This is a genomic window from Streptomyces sp. NPDC048441, assembly GCF_043200235.1.
Taxonomy (GTDB): domain Bacteria; phylum Actinomycetota; class Actinomycetes; order Streptomycetales; family Streptomycetaceae; genus Streptomyces.
Genome location: NZ_JBICXM010000001.1, coordinates 293,508 through 309,644, shown reverse-complemented (window position 1 = coordinate 309,644; position 16,137 = coordinate 293,508). Strand labels below are relative to the sequence as shown.

Below are 16,137 nucleotides of genomic sequence, written 5' to 3'. Positions count from 1 at the left end.
CGCGCGGGGCACCGCGAACGATCGCCCGGGGACGTTGCGGAAGAGTCTCGATGCGGGAACGGCGGGCCGCCAAGGTAACGTCCGGCAGAGGGTGCTTGGCGAGCTCGTGGACACGGCCGTGCCGGTCGGTTCAGGGATCGGCGGGAAGTCGGCCCTGCTGGAGATCGCCGGAACCCCGGTCTTCGTAAAGCGCGTACCCCTCACCGATCCCGAGAGGCAACCGCCCCCCACCCAACTCGCCGCCCTCATAGGCACCGTGAAGTCACGCGCCGGGTTCGCCTAGTACTCCAGCCGTAGATCGCTGGTACGTCGTCCGACCGACTGCGCCTACGGGTGCGTGTCCGTGATCGCGATGACCTCGTCGAGGCGGTCCAGGGCAGCCTTCAGGTCGTCGGCCTTGGCCTGGATGCGGTCGCGCTCAGCGCGCAGCATGGCTCGTTGCTCGGCGTCGGTGTGCCCGGAGTCCCAGCACGGAAGGAGTTCCGTGATCCTTTGGCTGGTCAGGCCGGCGGCGAACATCTGCTGGAAGAAGCGGACCAGGGGGATGGCGTCCTGCCGGTAGAGGCGCTGGCCGGACGGGCTGCGCTCCGCGATGAGCAGCCCCTGCTGCTCATAGTAGCGCACGGCGCGTACCGAGACGCCGGCCCCCCGCGCCACCTCGCCGATGCGGATCAGCCGCTCGGTCGCGGCCTCTGTGACGGTCATGGTGATTCCTCTCACCCCGGCCCTGATGACCAGCGCTTGCCTCTGACGTTAGCGTCAGGTTTTAGCGTACAGGGCATGGACATCAACAACTCAGTTGCCCTTGTCACCGGAGCCAACCGCGGCCTGGGCCGCGCCTTCGCCCAGCGCCTGCTCGAACGGGGCGCCCGCAAGGTCTACGCGACGGCCCGCCGGCCCGAGACCGTGGACCTGCCCGGGGTCGAGGTGCTGCCCCTTGACATCTCCGATCCCGCAGCCGTGAAGGCCGCGGCCGAGGCCGCCCAGGACGTCTCGCTGCTCATCAACAACGCGGGGATCCAGACGGGAACCGACCTGGTGACCGGTTCGCTGGACGCGGTCCGGCACGAGCTGGAGACCAACGTGTTCGGCCACCTGGGAATGATCCGGGAGTTCGCGCCGACGCTCGCCAGGAACGGCGGGGGCGCGATGGTCAACGTCCTCTCCGCCATGTCATGGTTCGGGGGCGCGGGCGCCAATGCCTACCACCTGACCAAGGCCGCCGCCTGGGCCATGACCAACGGCGTCCGCCTGGAACTCGCCGAGCAGGGCACGCTGGTGACAGCGGTGCACCTCGGTCTGGCCGACACCGACATGGCCGCGGGCTGGCCCGTGGCCAAGATCGCGCCGTCGGACCTGGCCGACGCGGCGCTCGACGGTGTCGAGGCGGGCTCCGCCGAGGTCCTCGCCGACCAGTGGAGTCGGGACATCAAGTCCCGGCTGCCGCTGGCGCCGGAAGAATTCAACGCCGCGATGGACCGCGCCCTGGCGGCGCTAGCGGCGGCCTGAGGGGCACTCGGGCCGCACTGACTTCGGTCGGTTGCTTCTGAGGTCGGTCAACTGGTTATCCCAAGAGGGCGGGCCGTCGCCCCCGTCAGCTGACCACGTCCTTACGCGCGAACCCCCGGAACGCCAGCGCGAACAGCACAAGGGCGTACGCCACCGAGACAGCCGAGCCCTGGATCATCCCGCCCCACTCCATCTTCGGCTGGATCGCGTCCGCCCACGCGAACTGCCAGTGCGCCGGCAGGAAGTCGCGCCAGCTGCCCAGTGCCGTCACCGCGTCCAGGACGTTGCCGACGATCGTCAGGCCTACCGCGCCGCCCACCGCCCCCAGCGGCGCGTCCGTCTTCGTCGAGAGCCAGAACGCCAGCGCGGCCGTGACCAGTTGGGAGACGAAGATGTACGCCACGACGATCACGAGGCGCTGTGCCGCCGTGCCCGCGGGCATGACACCGCCGGTCGGGATCTCCAACGGGCCCCAGCCGTACACGGCCGACCCCACCGCGAGCCCGATCAGCGGGAGCAGCACCATGGCCGCCGCGCTGAGCCCCAGCGCGACGGTCAGCTTGGACCACAGCAGGCGTGCACGCGGTACCGGAGCGGCGAGGAGATAGCGCAGTGAGGACCAGCTCGCCTCGGAGGCGATCGTGTCCCCGCAGAACAGTGCGACGGGGATGACCAGGAGGAAGCCCGCCGACACGAACAGGCACGTCGCGGCGAAGTTCGCGCCGGATGCCGTGGCCGTGTCCATCAGGGTCACGCGGCCGTTCCTGGCCCCCGGCGAACCGGCGACGGTGAACGCGATGACGAGGATGAAGGGGAGAAGGCCCATCACCCCGGCCATCACCAGGGTCCGGCGCCGCTTCAGCTGGCGGACCGCCTCGACCCGCAGCGGCAGTGTACGGCCGGGGCGGTATCCGGGGGCCGTGACGGCTGTGGCGCTCATGCGGTGCCTCCGTCGATCAGGGTCAGGAACGCGTCTTCGAGGCGGCGGTGCGGGCCCATGGACTCCACCGGCAGCTCCAGGCGCACCAGCTCGGGCAGCAGCCTGGCGGCGCTCGCGCTGTCCGTGCCGTCGAGGCGCACCAGGAGGCCGCTGTCCGCGCGGACGGCGGAAGCCACCCCGGGCAGCGCGGCGACCTTGTCGACCAGGGGGTCGGAGATGTCGTCCGCGAGGCCCACGAGCAAGGTGTCGCCGGAGCCGATGATCTCGGCGACCGGGCCCGCCTGGACGAGGCGGCCCCGGTCCATGACCACCAGGTGCGTGCAGGACTGCTCGACCTCGGCGAGGAGGTGGCTGGAGACGATGACCGTGCGGCCACCCTCCGCGTACCGGATCATCACCCCGCGCATCTCACGGATCTGCGGCGGGTCCAGGCCGTTGGTCGGTTCGTCGAGGATCAGCAGGTCCGGCATACCCAGCATCGCCTGGGCGATCGCGAGCCGCTGCCGCATTCCCTGTGAGTACGTCCGCACCGCGCGGGCAAGCGCCTCGCCGAGCCCGGCGATCTCCAACGCCTCGTCCAGGTGGGCGTCTTCGGCCGGGCGGCCGGTGGCTTTCCAGTACAGCTCCAGGTTCTCGCGCCCGGTGAGATGCGGCAGGAAGCCCGCGCCCTCGACGAACGCGCCGACCCGGGAGAGGACCGGAGCGCCCGGCCTGATCGCCTGCCCGAAGACGTGGATCTCGCCCGCGTCGGGCCTGATCAGGCCCATGAGCATGCGCAGGGTCGTCGTCTTGCCCGCGCCGTTCGGGCCCAGGAGGCCCAGCACCTGGCCCTTTTCGACACGGAAGGAGACGTCACGGACCGCGTACCGGTCGGCCGACTTCGCGTACTTCTTGCTCAAGTCCGCGATCTGGAGCGGCACTTCGGCGAGGCTGGAGTCCGGTGCGGGCGCCGTCGTCCGGCGCCGTCCGGTGAGCAGGAGGAGCACTGCGATGAACCCGCCCGCCAGGGGGAGCCACCACACCCAGGCGGGGAGCGGCGCCGCCGCCGTCTTGACGCCGGGGGCCGTGGGGAGCGACAGGTCGTTCTTCAGGGACACCGTGTACGTGGCGGGCTTCGCCGGAGAGGCGTAGCCCAGGTCCGTCGAGGCGAGGACGAGGCTCAGGCGGTGGCCCTTCTGCAGGTCGTGGTCGACGGCTGGCAGGGTGAGCGTGACGTCCTTGCCCGCCTTCGCGCCTTCCACCCGTACCGGCGTGACCAGTTGCGAGGGCAGCACCTTCTGCTTGCCGTCGGGCCCGACGTCGTACACCTTCGCGAAGAGCACGGCGTCGTCGCTCGATGACTTGACGTGCACCCGCGCCGTCGGCGATCCGGTGATCCGCAGGTCGTCGCGGAGGGGCGCCGAGTCGAATCTGGCGTTCTGGCCCGGGAAGTCGAGGGATACGCCGACTCCGAGCGAGGACAGCTGGGAGAGGCCACCGCCGCCTCCGGCGCCCGGGAGGTTGGAGATGGCGGGTGGTGAGCCGCCCGCCGGGTTGGCGAAGGTCTGCTCACGGCCGGTCAGGGGCACCTTCCGGCCACGGCTCTCCAGGCCCGGATACCGGTCACCGCTCGCGCCCCGAAGCTGCGCGGCCCCGTCGGTGGAGTCGATGCCGCCGGTGCGGGTCACACGGAACGCGGGGCCGGTGTCCGCGCTCTTGTCGTCCTTCAGATAGCGGTCGAACCACGATCCGATACGGGCGTCGATCCGCCCCGTCTCGCGGTCGCCGCCGTCATGGCCGCCCGAGATCCAGTCGACGGACACGGGCGCGTGGTTGCCTCGGATCGCCCTGGCCGTGGCGTCGGCCTGGCCGAGCGGGAACAGGGAGTCGGTCTGGCCCTGCACAACCAGGGCGGGGACCTTGATGCGGTCGCCCACGGCGGCCGGGCTGCGGGCCGTGAGAAGTTCGCGCGCCGCCGCGTCCGGCTTCCCTGCCATCGCGACACGGTCGTACATCTCGCAGAGCTGCTTCTCGAAGCGGTCGCAGCCGCCGCCGGTGTTGATGAAGAGGCCGGCCCAGAGCTTCTTGAACACGCCGTCGGGGAACAGGGCTTCGCTGAGGTTCCAGTACGTGATCTGGGGCGCGATGGCGTCCACGCGGTCGTCGTACCCGGCGGTGAGGAGCGACACCGCGCCGCCGTACGAAGCGCCGGTCATGCCGACGCGGGGATCGCCCTTCTTGTCCAGCCGCACCTCGGGGCGCTTCGCCAGCCAGTCGATCAGCCGGGACGCGTCGGCGACCTCGCCCTTCGGGTCGTTGAGGCCGATCTTGCCGGTGGACCTGCCGAAGCCTCGGGCCGACCAGGTGAGGACCGCGTAGCCCTTGGCTGCCAGGTCCTCCGCCTGTGCGCGCAGGTCGTCCTTGCTGCCGCCGAAGCCGTGGCCGATGAGGACTGCGGGGCGCTTTTGGGACGGGTCCCTCGCCGTGAAGTACGACGTGTCGATCTTCGCGCCGCCCGCGCCCGTCATCTGCATGACGTGGTCCTCGCGATGCACCGCGGGGGCGTCGTCCGATGCGGCCGCCGTCCACGTGCCCACGCCCGCGAGCAGCGCGACGGCGGCAACCACAGCGAGCAGTCTGCGCCTGGGCAGTCGTAGATCCATGCGTCAACCGTACGGGCGAGGGCTGACAATCGGGGCAGCCGGTGGGGTGAACCGGCTTACCTACCTGGGGAGTAGGCAAGAGGGCCCGCATACCACCACCGTGGTACGCGGGCCCCCTGACCGCGCTCAGTGATTACGCGGGAACCCCAGGTCCACACCCTCCGGCGCGTCCGACGGGTCCGGCCAGCGCGTGGTGACCACCTTGCCCCGCGTGTAGAAGTGCGTCCCGTCGTTCCCGTAGATGTGGTGGTCGCCGAAGAGCGAGTCCTTCCACCCTCCGAAGGAGTGGTAGCCCACCGGCACCGGGATCGGGACGTTCACGCCGACCATGCCCGCCTCGATCTCCAGCTGGAAGCGCCTCGCGGCACCACCGTCACGCGTGAAGATCGCCGTGCCGTTGCCGAAGGGCGACGCGTTCATCAGCGTCACGCCCTCCTCGTACGTGTCGACCCGCAGCACGCACAGCACGGGGCCGAAGATCTCGTCCTTGTACGCGTTCGCCGTCACCGGCACGCGGTCCAGGAGCGAGAGGCCGATCCAGTGACCGTCCTCGAAGCCGTCGACCGTGAGGCCCGTGCCGTCGAGGACGACCTCGCAGCCCTCCGCCGCCGCACCGGTGACGTACGAAGCGACCTTGTCGCGGTGCGCCGCCGTGATCAGCGGGCCCATCTCCGACGTGGGGTCGTTGCCGGGGCCGATCTTGATCTTCTCGGCCCGCTCCTTGATCTTCGCGACGAGCTCGTCGCCGATCGAGCCGACCGCGACCACGGCCGAGATGGCCATGCAGCGCTCGCCCGCCGAGCCGTACGCCGCCGACACGGCCGCGTCGGCCGCCGCGTCGAGGTCCGCGTCCGGCAGGACCAGCATGTGGTTCTTGGCGCCGCCGAGCGCCTGGACGCGCTTGCCGTTGGCGGTCGCGGTGGTGTGGATGTGGCGGGCGATCGGCGTCGAGCCGACGAACGAGACGGCCGCCACGTCCGGGTGCGAGAGCAGCCGGTCCACGGCCACCTTGTCGCCGTGCACGACGTTGAAGACGCCGTCCGGGAGACCCGCTTCCGAAAGCAGCTCGGCGATCTTCATCGCGGCCGACGGGTCCTTCTCCGACGGCTTCAGTACGAAGGTGTTGCCGCACGCGATGGCGAGCGGGAACATCCACATCGGCACCATGGCCGGGAAATTGAACGGCGTGATGCCCGCGACGACGCCGAGCGGCTGGCGGATGGACGAGACGTCCACGCGCGATGCCACCTCCGTCGACAGCTCGCCCTTCAGCTGGACCGTGATCCCGCAGGCCAGGTCCACGATCTCCAGGCCGCGCGCGACCTCGCCGAGCGCGTCCGAGTGCACCTTGCCGTGCTCGGCGGTGATCAGCTCGGCGATCGCGTCACGGTTGGCGTCGAGCAGCGCGCGGAAGGCGAAGAGGATCGAGGTGCGCTTGGCGAGCGACGACTTGCCCCACGTGGCATACGCCTCGCGCGCGGAGGCGACGGCGGCGTCCACCTCGTCCACGGACGCGTAGACGACCTGCGTGGTGACGGCGCCGGTCGCCGGGTCGGTCACCGAACCGTACGTACCCGACGCGCCCGCGGCACGCTCAACCGGCTTTCCACCGATCCAGTGATTGACGGTCTTCGTCATGACAAGCATCCCTACTCTCACAGGTGGCGGCGTCGGGCTGAGACGTGCCGGTCGTACTCTTTCCTGGCCTTGATCGCCGACGGTCGGTCCGCGGTCTCGGCCACGGGCACATCCCACCACGCCTGCGCCGGGGGCGGGGGCGACACTGTGTCTGCCGTTTCCGTCTCCACGTAGACACATGTGGGACCGTCGGCCGCCCGCGCCTCGGCGAGGGCATCGCGCAGGTCAGCGACTGTTTTGGCGCGGATCACCCGCATCCCGAGCGAGGCCGCGTTGGCCGCGAGATCGACGGGCAGCGGGGCGCCCGTGTACGTGCCGTCCGAAGCCCGGAAGCGGTAGGCCGTGCCGAACCGCTCGCCGCCCACGGACTCCGAGAGCCCGCCGATGGACGCGTACCCGTGGTTCTGGAGGATCACTACCTTGATCGGGATGTTCTCCTGGACCGCCGTGACGATCTCGGTGGGCATCATCAGATACGTTCCGTCGCCCACCAGGGCCCAGACAGGACGGTCCGGGGCGGCCATCGCGACGCCGATCGATGCGGGGATCTCGTATCCCATGCAGGAGTAGCCGTACTCGACGTGGTACTGGAGGGGCGAGCGTGCCCTCCACAGCTTGTGCAGATCGCCGGGGAGGGATCCGGCCGCGTTGATGATCACATCCGCGTCCGTGACCAACTGGTCGAGCAGGCCGAGCACTTGGGTCTGCGTGGGGCGTACGTCGGGTTCCTCGGCCGCGTAAGCCGCGTCGACCCGCTGTTCCCAGCGCACCTTGTCCTCGGCGTACTCGGCGGCGTACGCGGACGGCACGCGCCACCCCGCGAGGGCGCCGGTCAGGGCCGCGAGGCCCGCGCGCGCGTCCGCGATCAGGGTCGTGCCCGCCATCTTGTGGCCGTCGAACGCCGTGATGTTGAGGTTGAGGAAGCGGACACCGGGCTCGGCGAAGAGCGTGCCGGATGCCGTGGTGAAGTCGCTGTAGCGGGTGCCGACGCCGATCACCAGGTCGGCGGTGCGGGCGAGTTCGTCGGCGGTGGCCGTGCCGGTGTGCCCGATGCCGCCGACGTCCGCCGGGTGGTCGAAGCGCAGGGAGCCCTTGCCCGCCTGGGTGGAGGCGACGGGAATCCCGGTCGCGTCCACCAGGTCCCGCAGCGCGCCATCGGCCGCGCTGTGGTGGACTCCGCCGCCCGCGATGATCAGCGGGCGCCGCGCCTCGCGCACGGCCCGTACAGCGGCGGCCAGTTCACGCGGATCGGGAGCCTGCCGGCGTACGCCCCACACCCTCTCCGCGAAGAACTCCTCCGGCCAGTCGTACGCCTCCGCCTGCACGTCCTGCGGAAGCGCGAGCGTGACGGCGCCGGTCTCCGCCGGGTCGGTCAGCACGCGCATCGCGGCGAGCGCGGCCGGGATCAGGGCCTCGGGGCGGGTCACGCGGTCGAAGTATCTCGACACCGGGCGCAGGCAGTCGTTGACCGATACGTCGCCCGCGTACGGCACTTCGAGCTGCTGGAGCACCGGGTCCGCGGGGCGGGTCGCGAAGGTGTCGCCCGGCAGGAGCAGAACGGGGAGGCGGTTGACGGTCGCGAGCGCGGCGCCGGTGACGAGGTTGGTCGCGCCGGGCCCGATGGAGGTGGTGACGGCGTGCGTGGACAGGCGCCCCGACTGGCGGGCGTACCCCACGGCGGCGTGCACCATGGCCTGTTCGTTGCGGCCCTGGTGGTAGGGCATGTCGTCGCCGTACTCCAGGAGGGCCTGACCGATGCCTGCCACGTTGCCGTGTCCGAAGATGCCCCAGGTCGCGCCGATGAGCCGCTGCCGCTCGCCGTCGCGCTCGGTGAACTGCCGGGACAGGAAGCGGATGAGGGCCTGCGCGGTGGTGAGCCTGACCGGGGCGCTCATCGAGGTCGGGGTCATCGGTATCCCTCCGTGTGATCGGGGTGGAAGCAGATCCGCCACTCCCGTTCATCCCCAGGACCGGCCATCACATTCAGGTAGTACATGCTGTGCCCCGGCTGAGCGATCGACGGGCCGTGCCAGCCGTCGGGGACGAGCACGGCGTCGCCCGTACGGACCTCGGCGAGGACGTCGGTGCCGCCGGGGCGGGACGGGAAGACCCGTTGATAGCCGAAGCCTTCCTGGCCTCCCTGGGTGGCCTCGATCTCGAAGTAGTAGATCTCCTCGAGCTCGGCCTCGACTCCCGGGCGGTGCTCGTCGTGCTTGTGCGGCGGGTACGAGGACCAGTTGCCGCCGGGCGTGATCACCTCGACGGCGATGAGGCGGTCGCAGTCGAACGCGTCGGCGGACGCGAAATTGCGGACCTCGCGGGAGCAGGTACCGCTGCCGCGGTGTTCGACGGAAACCTCCGGCGCGGAGCCGTAGCGGGCGGGGAGTCGACGCTCGCACTTCGCTCCTGCCAGGGCGAAGCGGCCTCCCGCGCCGGAGGCGATCTGGATGTGGGCGTCACGCGGTACATAGGCGAAGTCGCTCACGCCGCTGAACACACTGTCCCTGCCCAGCAGTTCGATCATCTCGCCTTCCGCGTGCACCGTACAGCCGCCGGCGAGCGGGAGCACGATCCATTCACTCTCCCCGGTGGCGAAGGAGTGCGTGGCGCCGGGTTCGATCTCGACCACACACAGCGCGGAATAGGTCAGACCTGACCGCTTCGGATCGAGGTCCAGGGCGTACGGCCCCTCGGCCGCACTGCCCTTCGGTACATACGTCATAGAGCCCTCCTACAGCAGTCCGACGGCTGTGTCGACGGCGCCCGCCACGTCGCCGTCGGCCGGGTACAGCAGCGTGCGCCCGGCGACGAGCCCTCGCACGGTGGGCAGTTGGAGCGCGCCGCGCCACTTCTCGTACGCGGCGTCACTGTCGTCACCGAGGTCGCCGCCAAGGAGGACGGCGGGCAGCGTCGAGGTCTCCATGACCCGCGCCATGTCGTCCGGATTGTCGGTCACCGGAACCTTCAGCCAGGTGTACGCCGATGTCCCGGCAAGCCCCGAAGCGATGGCGATGGACGTGGTGACGGCCTCGGCGCTCAGGTCGTTGCGCGGCGGACCGCCGTCCACGGGGCGCCGGCAGAGGAACGGCTCGACGAAGACGGGCAGCTTGTGCGCGGCCATGGCGTCGATGGCGCGGGCGCTCGAATGGAGGGTAGTGAGGGAGCCGGGGTCGTCGTGGTCGACCCTCAGCAGGAGTTTCCCCGCGTCGAACCCGAGCCGGTCGAGATCCTCCGCGCGGTACCCCGTGAACCGGTCGTCCAGCTCGAAAGAGGCACCGGCGAGACCGCCCCGGTTCATCGACCCCATGGCGACTTTTCCGTCGAGGGCACCGAGCAGGAGGAGATCCTCCAGGATGTCCGCGGTGGCGAGCACGCCGTCCACGCGAGGGCGGGAGAGAGCCAGGCAGAGCCGCTCGAGGAGGTCCCCGCGGTTGGCCATGGCCAGCTTGTCGCCGCCGACGGAGAGGGCGCCCCGGGCGGGGTGATCGGCGGCGATGATCATCAGCCGCCCGCTGCTCCCGAGGAGGGGCCGCCGGGAGCGCCGGGCCGCGGCCTCCGCGATGGCCTCGGGGTGCTGGGCCCGGATCCGGACGAGGTCCGCCAGTTCCGCGACGTCGACGAAGTCAGCCATGCGTCACGGCTCCCGCGGCAAGGGCCGCCTCGACCTCGTCAGGGAACGGCATGGCGGACGAACACTCGAGCCGAGAGGCGACGATCGCCCCCGCCGCGTTCGCGTACCGCATCGTCCGCTCCAGCTCCCACCCGGCGAGCAGCCCGTGGCAGAGCGCCCCGCCGAAGGCGTCCCCGGCCCCGAGTCCGTTGAGGACGGTCACCGGCAGCGGCGGCACTTCGACGGCGTCACCGGAGCGGTTCATGGCGAGGACGCCCTTGGGGCCCTGCTTGACCACGGCGAGTTCCACTCCGGAGTCCAGCAACGCGCGAGCGGCGGCGTCCGGTTCACGCTTCCCCGTGGCGATCTCGACCTCGTCGAGATTCCCCACGGCGACCGTCGCGGAAGCGAGCGCCTCCGCGTAGAAGCCGCGCGCCTCCTCGGCCCGCTCCCAGAACATCGGCCGCCAGTCGAGGTCGAAGACCGTCAGACCCGCCTTCGCCCGGTGCCGGAGCGCGGCAAGGGTCGCCGACCGGCTGGGCTCCGCGCAGAGCCCCGTACCCGTCATCCAGAACACCCGTGCGGAAGCGATGGCGTCGAGGTCGAGGTCCCCCTCGTGGATCTCCAGGTCAGGCGCTTTCGGCAGCCGGTAGAAGTAGAGCGGGAAGTCGTCCGGCGGGAAGACCTCGCAGAAGGTCACCGGCGTCGGGAGCCCCTCGACTCCGCTTACCCACCGGTCGTCGACCCCGAACTCGCGCAGCGCCCGGTGCAGATACTCCCCGAAGGGGTCCTCGCCGGTGCGCGTGACGACGGCGACCCGGCGGCCCAGCCTCGACGCGGCGACGGCGACGTTCGACGCCGAGCCGCCGAGGAACTTGCCGAACGTGCTGACCTCGGCGAGCGGCACCCCGGCCTGAAGGGGATACAGGTCGACCCCGATCCGGCCCATCGTGATGACGTCGTACGACTCGGTCACCCTGTACTCCCTCGTACTCCCTCTCGGCCTCGGCAGAGCCCTGACTCCAAGACCTGACCCCCCTAGGTCTATTCCTGTCCGGTGAACCCTGTCAACACATTGTCCTTACATTCGGACTACTCCTTGACATCGTTCTCCGCCGCCCTGAAAGCTGGCCGCCATGACGACGCTGTCACGCATCCGGATCGGCTCGGCACCCGACTCGTGGGGTGTCTGGTTCCCCGAGGATCCGGGCCAGGTCCCCTGGAGCCGCTTCCTCGACGAGGTGGCGGACTCCGGATACGAGTGGATCGAACTCGGCCCGTACGGCTATCTGCCCACCGATCCCGCCGAGCTGACCGCCGAGACCCAGCGGCGCGGCCTGAAGGTCTCGGCGGGAACGGTCTTCACGGGCCTGCACCACGGCCCCTCGGTCTGGGACAAGACCTGGGCCCATGTGGCCGACAACGCGGCGCTCGCGCAGGCGATGGGCGCCGAGCATCTCGTCGTCATCCCCTCCTTCTGGCGCGACGACAAGACCGGCGAGGTCCTGGAGGACCGCACACTCACTCCGGAGCAGTGGCGTCAGCTCACGCTCCAGACCGAGCGCCTGGCGTACGAGGTGCGCGAGCGCTACGGCCTGCGTGTCGTCGTCCATCCGCACGCCGACACGCACATCGACGACGAGCAGAACGTCACCCGCTTCCTCGACTCGACCGACCGCGACCTCGTATCGCTCTGCCTGGACACCGGTCATTACGCCTACTGCGGCGGCGACAACGTCAAGCTCATCGAGACGTACGGCGAACGCATCGGCTATCTGCACCTCAAGCAGGTCGACCCGGCCGTCCTCGCCGAAGTGCGCGCGCAGGAGATGCCGTTCGGGCCCGCCGTGGCGCGGGGCGTGATGTGCGAACCGCCGTCCGGCGTGCCCGCGATCGAACCGGTACTCGCGGCGGCGCAGAGGCTGGGCGTCGATCTGTTCGCCATCGTCGAGCAGGACATGTACCCGTGCGCGCCGGACAAGCCGCTGCCCATCGCCCGCCGCACCCGGTCGTATCTGCGCTCCTGCGGAGCGTGACGCTTCGCTGCCGCATCCGTGCGCCTCCCGTGCGCCGCACCACTGCGCCGCCTGAATGCATCACAAGCGTCACAAACAACCTCTTCCTGTCACACATGTCCCGGCTACGCGGGTCTTCCGTCACAGCCAGTCGACAGGCGCTCCCCAGCGCTCACTCCGCGTCGTTCACCGGGCACAGGCTGAGTGATCGCCAGCGTCGCGCCGCAGCTCCCCCGACGGTTCCCCCCGAGCCGCCCCTCCGGCGCACGCAGGGAGGTGCCACTGATGACGGACCGAAAGCTCTGGTCGTACAAGGAGATCGCCGCACACATCCGGGTACAGCCGGACACCGTGCGCTCCTATCGCAAGCACGGCCTGCTCCCCGACCCCGACCACGTGGAGAGCGGCAAGCCCTACTGGTACGCGGACACCGTCCGCGCCTGGGTCGCCGCGAGGCCCCGCAACCGTGGGCGCACGGACTGACGCGCGGACCGACGTACGGGCCGGCGCGTTGATGGTTACCCCCTAGGGGTATAGTGTGGTGAGTGTCGGGAGGTCCCCGGGAACACCGGGACCCCTCGCGCCCATTGACGACACACACGTAGCCGCACGCCGCCCTCACCGAGGAGAACGACATGAGCGCCCACACCGAGCTCCCGCAGGCCGAGACCGCAGGAAGTACCGGCTCCTGCTGCTCCCCCAGCGGTTCCTGCCACTCCGACGGCGCCGCCGAGGCGCCCCAGGGTGCCGTGACGACGGTGTACGAGGTGACCGGCATGACCTGTGGTCACTGCGAGGGCGCCGTATCCAGTGAGATCTCGGAGATCGAGGGTGTCAGCTCCGTCAAGGCGGTGGCCTCCACGGGCCTGGTGACCGTGGTCTCCGAGGCCCCGCTCGACGAGGCCGCGGTGCGCGCCGCGGTCGACGAGGCGGGCTACGAGCTCACCGGCGTCGGCAAGGCCTGAGGCCGACGCCTGACGCCTGACCCGCCGCTCGGCGGGTACCCCGGGCCCTGTGGCATCGTCGCCGCCGCAGGGCCCGCAGCCGTTCCACCCAGAAGTGTGAAAGAGCCATGAACGAAGTCGAACTCGCCGTCGGCGGAATGACCTGCGCCTCCTGCTCCGCCCGCATCGAGAAGAAGCTGAACCGCATGGAGGGCGTGAGCGCGTCGGTCAACCTCGCCACGGAGAAGGCGAAAGTCTCGTACGGCGAAGGGATCGAGGTCGCACAGTTGATCGCGACGGTCGAGAAGCTGGGCTATACGGCGGAGGAGATCGTCCCGGCTCCCCCCGAGTCGGACGCGCCGCCCACCACCGCCGACATCACCGAGCCCGACACCCTGCGCCAGCGCCTCATCGGCTCGGCGGTGCTCTCGCTGCCCGTGGTCCTGCTCGCGATGGTCCCGTCTCTCCAGTTCGACAACTGGCAGTGGCTCTCGCTGACCCTGGCCGCGCCCGTCGTCGTCTGGGGCGGGTTCCCCTTCCACAAGGCCGCGTTCACGAACCTGCGGCACGGCGCCGCGACCATGGACACCCTGGTGTCGGTGGGCACGCTCGCCGCGTTCGGCTGGTCGCTGTGGGCGCTGTTCCTCGGGGACGCGGGGATGCCGGGGATGCGGCACGGCTTCGAGTTCACGGTGTCGCGCGCCGACGCCGCCTCGACGATCTATCTCGAAGTCGCAGCGGGCGTCATCTCCTTCATCCTGCTCGGCCGCTGGCTCGAGGCCCGCTCCAAGCGCAAGGCGGGCGCGGCCCTGCGGGCTCTGCTCGAACTGGGCGCCAAGGACGCCGCCGTACTGCGCGACGGTGCGGAGGTACGTGTTCCGGTCGCGCGTCTCGTCGTCGGCGACCGTTTCGTCGTACGCCCCGGAGAGACCGTCGCGACCGACGGCACCGTCATCGAAGGCGCATCGGCGGTCGATGTCTCCATGCTGACCGGCGAGTCCGTCCCGGTGGATGTGACCGCGGGCGACGCGGTGACCGGGGCCACCACGAACGTCTCGGGGCGGCTCGTCGTCGAGGCCACGCGGGTCGGCGCCGACACCCAACTGGCCAGGATGGCCAAGCTCGTCGAGGACGCGCAGACCGGCAAGGCTCAGGTGCAGCGCCTCGCCGACCGGATCGCCGGGATCTTCGTGCCGGTCGTCCTGATGATCGCCACCGCCACGCTCGGCGGCTGGCTCGGCGCCACCGGCGATGTGACCGCCGCCTTCACCGCGGCCGTCGCCGTCCTGATCATCGCCTGCCCGTGCGCGCTCGGCCTCGCGACGCCGACCGCCCTGATGGTCGGCACGGGGCGCGGGGCACAGCTCGGCATCCTCATCAAGGGACCTGAAGTCCTCGAGTCCACGCGCCGCGTCGACACCGTCGTCCTGGACAAGACCGGGACGGTGACGACGGGACGCATGACCCTGCGGGACGTGTACGTCGGCGGGGAGACCGAAGAGAAGCAGTTGCTGCGGCTCGCGGGAGCCCTCGAACACGCCTCCGAGCATCCGGTCGCGCGGGCCGTCGCTGCGGGCGCCGCCGCGGAGTTGGGGCTTCCGGTGGGCTCGCTGCCCGTCGTGGAGGGGTTCCGGAACGTCCCGGGGTCCGGCGTGCGCGGCACGGTGGAAGGACATGACGTCCTCGTCGGTCGTGAGCGGCTGCTCGTGGACGCGGGAGTCGAGGGGCTCGCTTCGGTGGCCGCGCTCAAGGCGGAGGCCGAGGCGACGGGGCGTACGGCCGTCCTGGTCGCCTGGGACGGCGTGGCCCGCGGTGTCCTCACCGTCGCCGACGCCGTCAAGGACACCAGCGCCGAAGCGGTGCGCGAGCTGCGTGCCCTGGGCCTGACGCCGGTGCTGCTCACCGGCGACAACAGGGCCGTCGCCGAAGCGGTGGCCGAGGCCGTCGGTATCGACGCGGACGCCGTGTACGCCGATGTCCTGCCCGAGGACAAGGTCGATGTCGTACGGCGGCTGCGCGGCGAGGGCAAGGTCGTCGCGATGGTCGGGGACGGGGTCAACGACGCGGCGGCGCTCGCCACCGCCGATCTGGGGCTCGCGATGGGCACGGGCACGGACGCGGCCATCGAGGCGAGCGATCTGACGCTGGTGCGCGGGGACTTGCGCGGGGCCGCCGACGCGATCAGGCTCTCCCGTAAGACCCTCGCCACGATCAAGGGCAATCTCTTCTGGGCCTTCGGCTACAACGTCGCCGCGCTTCCGCTGGCCGCGGCCGGGCTTCTGAACCCGATGATCGCGGGGGCCGCGATGGCGTTCTCATCAGTATTTGTGGTGACGAACAGCCTTCGTCTGCGGACCTTCACATAGACTCTTCACATCTTGGTCGCAGCATTCTCACCCCTGAGTCCTGATCGGCATATCGGGCCTCTTGCGCATGTACAGGACATATGCAAGAGACGCAGATCACAGCGATCCGAACGTAACCATTCAGGGGGCTCGCGAGTCTAAGAGACGATGCCGGGGACGTCTTGGGGGACGTCTCTAGACATCGGGGACATCTTGGGGGATGTTCCTAGGAATGCGTTGGCCGGGACACGTGCACCGGGGAGCTTTGAGCGGCCCTCCCGATACGTACGCGTCCCGGCAGATCGCAGACCACCACAGACGCCCGGCCGGATCCCGTGGGGGGAATCCGCACCGGGAAATAGGAAAGCGCCCCGACCGTCGACCCGTGGGGGGATCGGCGGCGGGGCGCTTTTCGCTTGGCTTGCGCTGTGCGCCCCGTAGGGGGCGCGGGGAACTGCGCGCTCAGCCACATGCGGCCCGCAGCTTCCGAAAGA

The 16,137-nt window shown here is 70.4% G+C and carries 13 protein-coding genes and 1 pseudogene; 6 read left to right on the top strand and 8 right to left on the bottom strand.

Features of this window, described 5'->3' with window-relative positions:
- Positions 1 to 88 precede the first annotated feature (88 nt).
- Positions 89 to 223: pseudogene (locus ACGFSB_RS01380) on the top strand (protein kinase family protein); the annotation flags it as partial.
- A gap of 104 nt (positions 224 to 327) precedes the next feature.
- On the opposite strand, the gene ACGFSB_RS01375 reads toward ACGFSB_RS01380, so the two are convergent.
- Positions 328 to 705 (bottom strand): MerR family transcriptional regulator, encoded by a 378-nt coding sequence (locus ACGFSB_RS01375; RefSeq protein WP_393392333.1) that lies wholly within the window; start codon positions 703 to 705, stop codon positions 328 to 330.
- Positions 706 to 780: 75 nt separating this feature from the next.
- Here ACGFSB_RS01375 and ACGFSB_RS01370 point away from each other — a divergent pair, with 75 nt between their 5' ends.
- A complete protein-coding gene (locus tag ACGFSB_RS01370) occupies positions 781 to 1,509 on the top strand; it encodes an SDR family oxidoreductase (protein WP_393392330.1) in 729 nt (242 codons plus the stop codon).
- A gap of 85 nt (positions 1,510 to 1,594) precedes the next feature.
- On the opposite strand, the gene ACGFSB_RS01365 is transcribed toward ACGFSB_RS01370, so the two are convergent.
- The 7 genes from ACGFSB_RS01365 to iolC form a co-directional block, all read right to left on the bottom strand.
- Positions 1,595 to 2,449: an ABC transporter permease gene (locus tag ACGFSB_RS01365; protein ID WP_393392328.1), complete on the bottom strand. Its 855-nt coding sequence runs from the start codon at positions 2,447 to 2,449 to the stop codon at positions 1,595 to 1,597.
- Positions 2,446 to 5,091, bottom strand: coding sequence for an alpha/beta fold hydrolase (locus ACGFSB_RS01360; RefSeq protein WP_393392325.1), 2,646 nt, complete (start codon positions 5,089 to 5,091; stop codon positions 2,446 to 2,448). Before ACGFSB_RS01360 ends, ACGFSB_RS01365 begins: the two co-directional genes overlap by 4 nt.
- A gap of 126 nt (positions 5,092 to 5,217) precedes the next feature.
- Positions 5,218 to 6,729, bottom strand: a complete 1,512-nt coding sequence (gene mmsA, locus ACGFSB_RS01355) for a CoA-acylating methylmalonate-semialdehyde dehydrogenase (RefSeq protein ID WP_393392322.1) — start codon at positions 6,727 to 6,729, stop codon at positions 5,218 to 5,220.
- 17 nt (positions 6,730 to 6,746) lie between these two features.
- The gene (gene iolD / locus ACGFSB_RS01350; protein ID WP_393392321.1) at positions 6,747 to 8,639 is read right to left on the bottom strand and encodes a 3D-(3,5/4)-trihydroxycyclohexane-1,2-dione acylhydrolase (decyclizing); all 1,893 of its coding nucleotides are present in this window, start codon (positions 8,637 to 8,639) and stop codon (positions 6,747 to 6,749) included.
- Positions 8,636 to 9,451 carry a 5-deoxy-glucuronate isomerase gene (gene iolB / locus ACGFSB_RS01345; protein WP_393392318.1) on the bottom strand — a complete coding sequence of 272 codons (816 nt, stop codon included), beginning with the start codon at positions 9,449 to 9,451 and terminating at the stop codon, positions 8,636 to 8,638. The genes iolD and iolB overlap by 4 nt, the downstream gene beginning before the upstream one ends.
- Before the next feature lie 9 nt (positions 9,452 to 9,460).
- Complete coding sequence (locus ACGFSB_RS01340) at positions 9,461 to 10,360, bottom strand: deoxyribose-phosphate aldolase (protein WP_393392316.1); 900 nt, start codon at positions 10,358 to 10,360, stop codon at positions 9,461 to 9,463.
- Complete coding sequence (iolC, locus tag ACGFSB_RS01335; RefSeq protein ID WP_393393757.1) at positions 10,353 to 11,288, bottom strand: 5-dehydro-2-deoxygluconokinase; 936 nt, start codon at positions 11,286 to 11,288, stop codon at positions 10,353 to 10,355. The genes ACGFSB_RS01340 and iolC overlap by 8 nt, the downstream gene beginning before the upstream one ends.
- 187 nt (positions 11,289 to 11,475) lie before the next feature.
- Here iolC and ACGFSB_RS01330 point away from each other — a divergent pair, with 187 nt between their 5' ends.
- The 4 genes from ACGFSB_RS01330 to ACGFSB_RS01315 all read left to right on the top strand — a co-directional run bounded on the left by ACGFSB_RS01330 (position 11,476) and on the right by ACGFSB_RS01315 (position 15,664).
- Entirely contained in the window at positions 11,476 to 12,375 is a 900-nt protein-coding gene (locus ACGFSB_RS01330; protein WP_393392313.1) for a sugar phosphate isomerase/epimerase family protein, read from the top strand.
- A 264-nt stretch (positions 12,376 to 12,639) separates the two neighbouring features.
- The gene (locus ACGFSB_RS01325; RefSeq protein WP_393392311.1) at positions 12,640 to 12,837 is read left to right on the top strand and encodes a MarR family transcriptional regulator; all 198 of its coding nucleotides are present in this window, start codon (positions 12,640 to 12,642) and stop codon (positions 12,835 to 12,837) included.
- Between the two features lie 152 nt (positions 12,838 to 12,989).
- Positions 12,990 to 13,319 carry a heavy-metal-associated domain-containing protein gene (locus tag ACGFSB_RS01320; RefSeq protein ID WP_393392309.1) on the top strand — a complete coding sequence of 110 codons (330 nt, stop codon included), beginning with the start codon at positions 12,990 to 12,992 and terminating at the stop codon, positions 13,317 to 13,319.
- A 107-nt stretch (positions 13,320 to 13,426) separates the two neighbouring features.
- Positions 13,427 to 15,664, top strand: a complete 2,238-nt coding sequence (locus ACGFSB_RS01315; RefSeq protein ID WP_393392307.1) for a heavy metal translocating P-type ATPase — start codon at positions 13,427 to 13,429, stop codon at positions 15,662 to 15,664.
- The last annotated feature ends 473 nt before the right edge of the window (positions 15,665 to 16,137 follow it).

Excerpts from the sequence above, each read along its gene's own strand:
- ACGFSB_RS01375 (WP_393392333.1), bottom strand. The coding sequence starts at position 705 with ATGACCGTCACAGAGGCCGCGACCGAGCGGCTGATCCGCATCGGCGAG.
- ACGFSB_RS01370 (WP_393392330.1), top strand. The coding sequence starts at position 781 with ATGGACATCAACAACTCAGTTGCCCTTGTCACCGGAGCCAACCGCGGC.
- ACGFSB_RS01365 (WP_393392328.1), bottom strand. The coding sequence starts at position 2,449 with ATGAGCGCCACAGCCGTCACGGCCCCCGGATACCGCCCCGGCCGTACA.
- ACGFSB_RS01360 (WP_393392325.1), bottom strand. The coding sequence starts at position 5,091 with ATGGATCTACGACTGCCCAGGCGCAGACTGCTCGCTGTGGTTGCCGCC.
- mmsA (WP_393392322.1), bottom strand. The coding sequence starts at position 6,729 with ATGACGAAGACCGTCAATCACTGGATCGGTGGAAAGCCGGTTGAGCGT.
- iolD (WP_393392321.1), bottom strand. The coding sequence starts at position 8,639 with ATGACCCCGACCTCGATGAGCGCCCCGGTCAGGCTCACCACCGCGCAG.
- iolB (WP_393392318.1), bottom strand. The coding sequence starts at position 9,451 with ATGACGTATGTACCGAAGGGCAGTGCGGCCGAGGGGCCGTACGCCCTG.
- ACGFSB_RS01340 (WP_393392316.1), bottom strand. The coding sequence starts at position 10,360 with ATGGCTGACTTCGTCGACGTCGCGGAACTGGCGGACCTCGTCCGGATC.
- iolC (WP_393393757.1), bottom strand. The coding sequence starts at position 11,288 with ATGGGCCGGATCGGGGTCGACCTGTATCCCCTTCAGGCCGGGGTGCCG.
- ACGFSB_RS01330 (WP_393392313.1), top strand. The coding sequence starts at position 11,476 with ATGACGACGCTGTCACGCATCCGGATCGGCTCGGCACCCGACTCGTGG.
- ACGFSB_RS01325 (WP_393392311.1), top strand. The coding sequence starts at position 12,640 with ATGACGGACCGAAAGCTCTGGTCGTACAAGGAGATCGCCGCACACATC.
- ACGFSB_RS01320 (WP_393392309.1), top strand. The coding sequence starts at position 12,990 with ATGAGCGCCCACACCGAGCTCCCGCAGGCCGAGACCGCAGGAAGTACC.
- ACGFSB_RS01315 (WP_393392307.1), top strand. The coding sequence starts at position 13,427 with ATGAACGAAGTCGAACTCGCCGTCGGCGGAATGACCTGCGCCTCCTGC.